The sequence below is a fragment of the Candidatus Arsenophonus triatominarum genome (assembly GCF_001640365.1).
GTDB classification, from domain to species: Bacteria; Pseudomonadota; Gammaproteobacteria; order Enterobacterales; family Enterobacteriaceae; genus Arsenophonus; species Arsenophonus triatominarum.
Genome location: NZ_LWMI01000087.1, coordinates 1 through 5,282, shown reverse-complemented (window position 1 = coordinate 5,282; position 5,282 = coordinate 1). Strand labels below are relative to the sequence as shown.

6 protein-coding genes and 2 pseudogenes are annotated in these 5,282 nt (G+C 50.8%); all 8 read right to left on the bottom strand.

The window, feature by feature from the left end; genetic code table 11:
* Positions 1-445 (bottom strand): annotated as a pseudogene (locus tag AYJ55_RS23945) (phage baseplate protein); the annotation flags it as partial.
* Positions 446-675: 230 nt separating this feature from the next.
* Entirely contained in the window at positions 676-1,536 is an 861-nt protein-coding gene (locus AYJ55_RS23940; protein WP_063657781.1) for a hypothetical protein, read from the bottom strand.
* Positions 1,514-1,936 carry a phage baseplate plug family protein gene (locus tag AYJ55_RS36600; RefSeq protein WP_425393849.1) on the bottom strand — a complete coding sequence of 141 codons (423 nt, stop codon included), beginning with the start codon at positions 1,934-1,936 and terminating at the stop codon, positions 1,514-1,516. The genes AYJ55_RS23940 and AYJ55_RS36600 overlap by 23 nt, the downstream gene beginning before the upstream one ends.
* Positions 1,821-2,132 carry a hypothetical protein gene (locus AYJ55_RS34250; protein WP_245677572.1) on the bottom strand — a complete coding sequence of 104 codons (312 nt, stop codon included), beginning with the start codon at positions 2,130-2,132 and terminating at the stop codon, positions 1,821-1,823. Before AYJ55_RS34250 ends, AYJ55_RS36600 begins: the two co-directional genes overlap by 116 nt.
* Positions 2,133-2,215: 83 nt before the next feature.
* Complete coding sequence (locus AYJ55_RS34245) at positions 2,216-2,635, bottom strand: hypothetical protein (protein ID WP_245677571.1); 420 nt, start codon at positions 2,633-2,635, stop codon at positions 2,216-2,218.
* Positions 2,635-4,401, bottom strand: coding sequence for a lytic transglycosylase domain-containing protein (locus AYJ55_RS23925; protein ID WP_063658169.1), 1,767 nt, complete (start codon positions 4,399-4,401; stop codon positions 2,635-2,637). The genes AYJ55_RS34245 and AYJ55_RS23925 overlap by 1 nt, the downstream gene beginning before the upstream one ends.
* A 214-nt stretch (positions 4,402-4,615) precedes the next feature.
* Positions 4,616-5,011: a hypothetical protein gene (locus tag AYJ55_RS23915; protein WP_063657823.1), complete on the bottom strand. Its 396-nt coding sequence runs from the start codon at positions 5,009-5,011 to the stop codon at positions 4,616-4,618.
* Positions 5,011-5,282 (bottom strand): annotated as a pseudogene (locus tag AYJ55_RS31355) (phage tail fiber protein); the annotation flags it as partial. The pseudogene AYJ55_RS31355 and the gene AYJ55_RS23915, both read right to left, overlap by 1 nt.

The following is a 5,282-nucleotide window of genomic DNA, read 5'->3' as shown; positions in this document are numbered from 1 at the left end:
GCGTGTGCTCCGGTTTATCCGATGTGACACGGCTGCTGCCGCTTTCTACCCCGTTCACATGATGATAATGGCTGTTGTAAGCTTCCCGCAGCGCTTTGATGCTGGCCTGTTGCGTACCGACATTATCGGTGATGTCACCCGCCGCCGTGACATTTCCGGTAAAATGCGCTTGGGGCGTATCGAGGATCACCCCAGAAGGGGCCTTGATAGTGGCCTGCTGACAGTGGATTTCAATGTTTCCTGGACTGGTGATATTTATTCGGTTATCCGCAAATTCAATAAACTGGGTCGGTGGCATATTCAGCAGTCCACCCATGTAAATGCCGTCGGCGCGGTTGTGTCTACGGCGAGTAGACGGTAATGCGCTCTGGCGGGTTGCCCTGACACGGCGGGTATCACGGTCACAAATTAATAGGTGACCAATATCCCCCACGACCGGATTCATGATGAGGGCACTGTTCCCCGTTGCAGGCGAAATACCGGAATGGCGTAAATTGGGGTACTCTCCATCAGGACACCCCGCGTATCAGGATAAGCCAGCAGGGGGCGGACATCCACCACCAGATTGGGCGCTTCACCGTGTAACGCAATCACCTGAACAATTTCACAAAAAAACAGCCGGCAAGAAGCTGACTGAAGGCATGCATAAAGGTGTTTGCATCATTACCGGATGCGTCACGGTTGTTTGTTTCTCTCATAAGCTTCAACACTCACTGCGTTACAGACACTGTGCCAGTTTCCCCCTTGCACCCAGGAAGAAAGAAAGTGTTCGACACCCGTTAACAGGTAGAGACCACTGGCACCCGGTAACGACGTATCAAGCGATACCGATCGCCCAAATGCCAGCAAGGGGCTGTACTGTGTCTGAAAGGTTAATCCATTCGCGTTGTGGATCGGATACCCTATCAAGCCATTTTCCGCCGAAATCTTCGGCATAACCGCATCCCTTGTTTTCCCAGCAGGCCAAACATGGATGATTTTTCCCACCGGTTGAAATTCCAGCCGATGAGACAGGCAAATGGCGGCTATCTGAGCAAAAACACTGCCGGCGTAATACGGGTTGGATTCGGTTAAGCCGCCCAATAAATTGGGTTGAAACGTATAGCCGTTCTGCTGACATAACGAATCGAGTAAATCACTGACATTCACGACACCCGTGCGTGAAATCGGCGGAATGACTTTAGCACGGAGGTCACTGGCGGCCAGCGCTTGAATGACAAACGGAGATTCGGGCATCGTATTCATATTGGCATAAGCAGATCTGACGGCGCCCTCGAATATCAAAATATCCCCACTATAGATAGCTATGTCAAATTGTCGTCCATCGAGCACCAGCGAACTGTAATCTTTTGGTGACAACATCCCGATGAGTTCTAAACTTAACCCATAGAGGGCGCACTCTGCCTCAACGCCGCCGTATCCGCCGTAGCTATTGGTTCTGACAAAGGATTTAACGTTATCCAAGGTTAATTCTTCTATCTGGCCGTTGCCCGTATCCAGAGAGAACGCAAACTTAAGCGTTTTTTTGCTGTACATTTCCATCCTCGTAAAAAAGAAACCATCGACTCCCTAGACCGTGCCAACGCGGGTCTTCTTGCCCTTGGGTATCCACGAAGAATAAATCACCGGTGAAGCCGAGCCAGGCATAGCGTACAAGGCGCGTGCCATGCAGACAGGGGACGCCCTGGACAACAGGTATTCCCTTTACCGTCAAATCCAGGTAGAGGGCACTTTCATGCTGCGTCAGCCGTAAAGTACATTCCTGGCCGTTAAGGGTGAGGTTGATACGTTGAGATTTTACGGGGAAAGCATTATCGTGCTCACAATACGGCGCCTTTGATTTTTTTCCACAGCGCACCGGATTTCTGGCTGACGCTGCCACTGATACGTGAAGCCGACTGATGAACGGTGTCCATGGCACTGCGGAAGCTGCCATTCACACCGGCGGTAGCTGAAGCTCGCTGTGGTCCGATTGAATTTTTCAATGCGTCCCACGTTTTACTCAGCTCGTCCAGTGTAGACATTTTTTCACTGCCATTGACATCGATTGGGCAGGTACCATAGGGGCTACGCGCGACTAAATCCCCCGTCGGTTTATTGGCGGACTGAGGGGTATTTAATACCACTTCCATTTGTTGGATCACCTCCTGAAAGATCAGCGCTACCGTCAGTAAGGTGACCCCCGCCTGCGCACTGACCCGATAGCTATAATCCGTCAGGTCAAAACTCGCATAATTGCCCTTGGGGTCTCAATATCGTACAAATCGGTTGTTTTGAGCATAGTGCCAATCGTTTGCAGCGTCTCATTCTGACTGATTAACGTCAGGTCAAAGAGATTCGGTATCACACTGCTAAATCCACTTAACCCCGAAATAACGACTTGGCACGTTATTCGGGTGGGTTGATAGATTTTATTGATCGACTGATACCGGCCTTTCTCGATGGGGGCGTTAATGATGCTAGCCTTGCCTGTCGGCTGAAATACCGACATACCACTGAAATTAAGGGCAACCTCGGCGGAGCCGTGTTTACGTATCACATACGCGGGATGCAGCACACTGTCAATGATGGATAACGGCGAGCCGCCTGATACCGAATTCAGTACATCCGCGAGGTTGAAATCAAAAATAGTCATCAGTACATCCCGTTATTCAGTGTCGTATTCATTCGGTGGCGTTTTGCCTGTTCTTCAATAGACTGTTGAAGCTGGTTAACCGTCTGCGGATGGGTCATCACATTCACGGTGTTAATATGAGTTGAGTGCGTCTGACGGTTATCCGTCGTTTGAGCCGCAATCGCTGCTGGCGGCGCAGAGGCTTGTTGAACGATTTGGTGGTAGTTTTCCAGTACTTTTTGGGGATAGTCGAGGGTTTCCTGCTTAAGCGGTTGGCCTTTACCAGCCAGGTAGTTATCGATGCGCCCTTGTCCGGCGTTATACGCCATCAGCGCCAGTTGGGTATCACCGTTATAGTGCCTTAACAATCGGCTTAGGTGGATTTGTCCCGCGGCATAGGCTTTTTCAGGATCGAAGCGTTCCGCCGGTGTTAACCCTAAATCCCTTGCCGTATTTGGCATAAGCTGCATCAGGCCTGCGGCGCCGGCGCGTGAAACCGCGTTCGGATTGCCCTGGCTTTCTGTCCTTGCCACGGCTGAGGTTAATGCGGGGGTGGCTTGATAACGCGGATCGATCCACTTCCCCTTTTCCCAGTGTGCGCCGCCCGTTTCCCCAATGAGGGCGTGGCCAAAATCACCCCATGTTTTTGCTGTTCGGGCTGCCTGGAAGGCGTCATAGTTCCCGAATAACGCATTTAATCCTTTATCGATAACAGGTTCACCAATATAAGCTAATGCACCCGCCCAGCCTGCTTTTCCGATAACAGAATGACTTCCCGCCACTTTGGCTATTTTACTTGCGCCATATAGCGCCACAACATCTTTAAGGGCGCGATCAGTTCCGCCAAGTGCTTCGGTCACTTTCTCTGCACCCGCCGAAATCCCCTGAAAAAAACCGGTAATATCATTGCCATGGGCGTTGATCCAATGGCTAAAGGCGTCCAGTTCTTTAACCATCCCAGGGCCAAAGGCGGCCAACAGGCTGTTTTTCACGTTCTGGGTGGACTGATCCAGATCGGCCATTATGCGTTGAAGCTGACGAGCGGTCGCGATGCTCGCTTCACTGACATTCGAGCGCTGTTCAAGCGCTTTGTGCCTTTTGTCGAAATCCGGTGAACGGAACAGGTTGACTGCCGCCGGCGAATAACCCAGTCGTTGCCCCCAATTTTCCGCCTGCGCCAGAGAAATACGCCGAAAGGCGGCCGCCAGACGGGACAACATTTCATCGTTATTTTTTGCGCCGAACAGGTCTGAACCTGTGGCACGGTTGAAATTGATTAAATCGTAGTCGGGCGAAGATCCCGGTATGGGGTTAGTTAGCTGATTTTTTGCCTGATTTAAACGCATCAGGATAGCGTTAATTTCTTCTTTAGAGCTGCCCGCACCCTGTGCCTGAACCCCCCACGCATCCGCCGATTTAGCGCTAATGCCTAACCAGGTGGCGTTATTGGAGAGGGCTACCAGTGAATGCGTGGTAGAAACAATCATCCGGCGGGTGGCTTCGATGCCCAACGATAACCCGAGAAATTTGGCGAACCCCAATTGGGCGGTTTTGAAGGCGCCGCCTGACGTTTTCCCAAAGCGTGCCAGGCTTTTCGATAATCCATCCACCCCTTTCACGGATTTTTTACTGGATTTTTCGCTGGTTTCCCCCAGTTTTTCTATCTTTTCGTCCAGGTCGTTAACACGCTGTGCCGCTTCGTCAGAAAACTGAATAATCAGCTTTTTGCCTTTCATCAGTTCGTCGGTTTTCACTTTAACCTGATAGACCAGTTCTTCAATAATCACGGTTTTTTCTCCCAGTGATCCCGCCAGATGCGTTCATTGTGGTTTTCTACTGCCAGTATTTCGGTCAGGTCATATAAGTCGTGCACGGATAACACCGTCTGAAGCTCAGTGATACTGGCTTTTCCGGAGAGAATGACGGTCGTCAACACGGGAGAAATATTCACAGTAGAAACCAGGTTAGGCGGTAACGCCTGTTGTCCAATAAACGGGAAATTCAACGGGCGGCGAGTGTTAAAAAACCAAAGTTCAATTCAAACACTTTATCTTTCAGGGTGCGGATAGTGGATACCTCTTCAAAATCAAACGGTTTGATGTCCCGATAGCCGGTATCGACACTGATTTTCACGGTGGAAAGCAGTCTTGAACTGATTGAAGCGGCCATTTCCGTAGAGGTAGCCGAGAGGACACTCAGCCCCAGCGTCGCCAAACCGGCACAGCCCATCGCGATGACATCCGTTGGGATGCTGCCAAAATCGGCTGTCCCCATCGCGCGGTAAATCTCCTGCGCCAGTTCTTCAGCTTCCCAAGCGGACATCTCGGTGATGAAGAAGGTTTTTCCTTTGTCACGGTTATTTTCTTCCACCGTCCAGGTGATTTCTTTTCTGGCCATTACATGGGGCTCCGTGTGACGGACTCAAAGTGAAAAACGGCGGGTCTGGCCTGTAATATACGCTGTGCCGGCGGCGTCGGCGTCCAGGTGTACAAGATACCGTTCACAAAGTTGTATTTTATTTTTATCGCCGGAATTGCAATCACCATGTTGCAGGGGAATTTGGCAATCGCCGCCCGCTCTGCTGCGTACCAATCATCAATATGGACGCCGGTTGCTGAGGACGCCAAGAGATTCAAGGTGAACTCAACCGGATTAAAAATAAATCCTG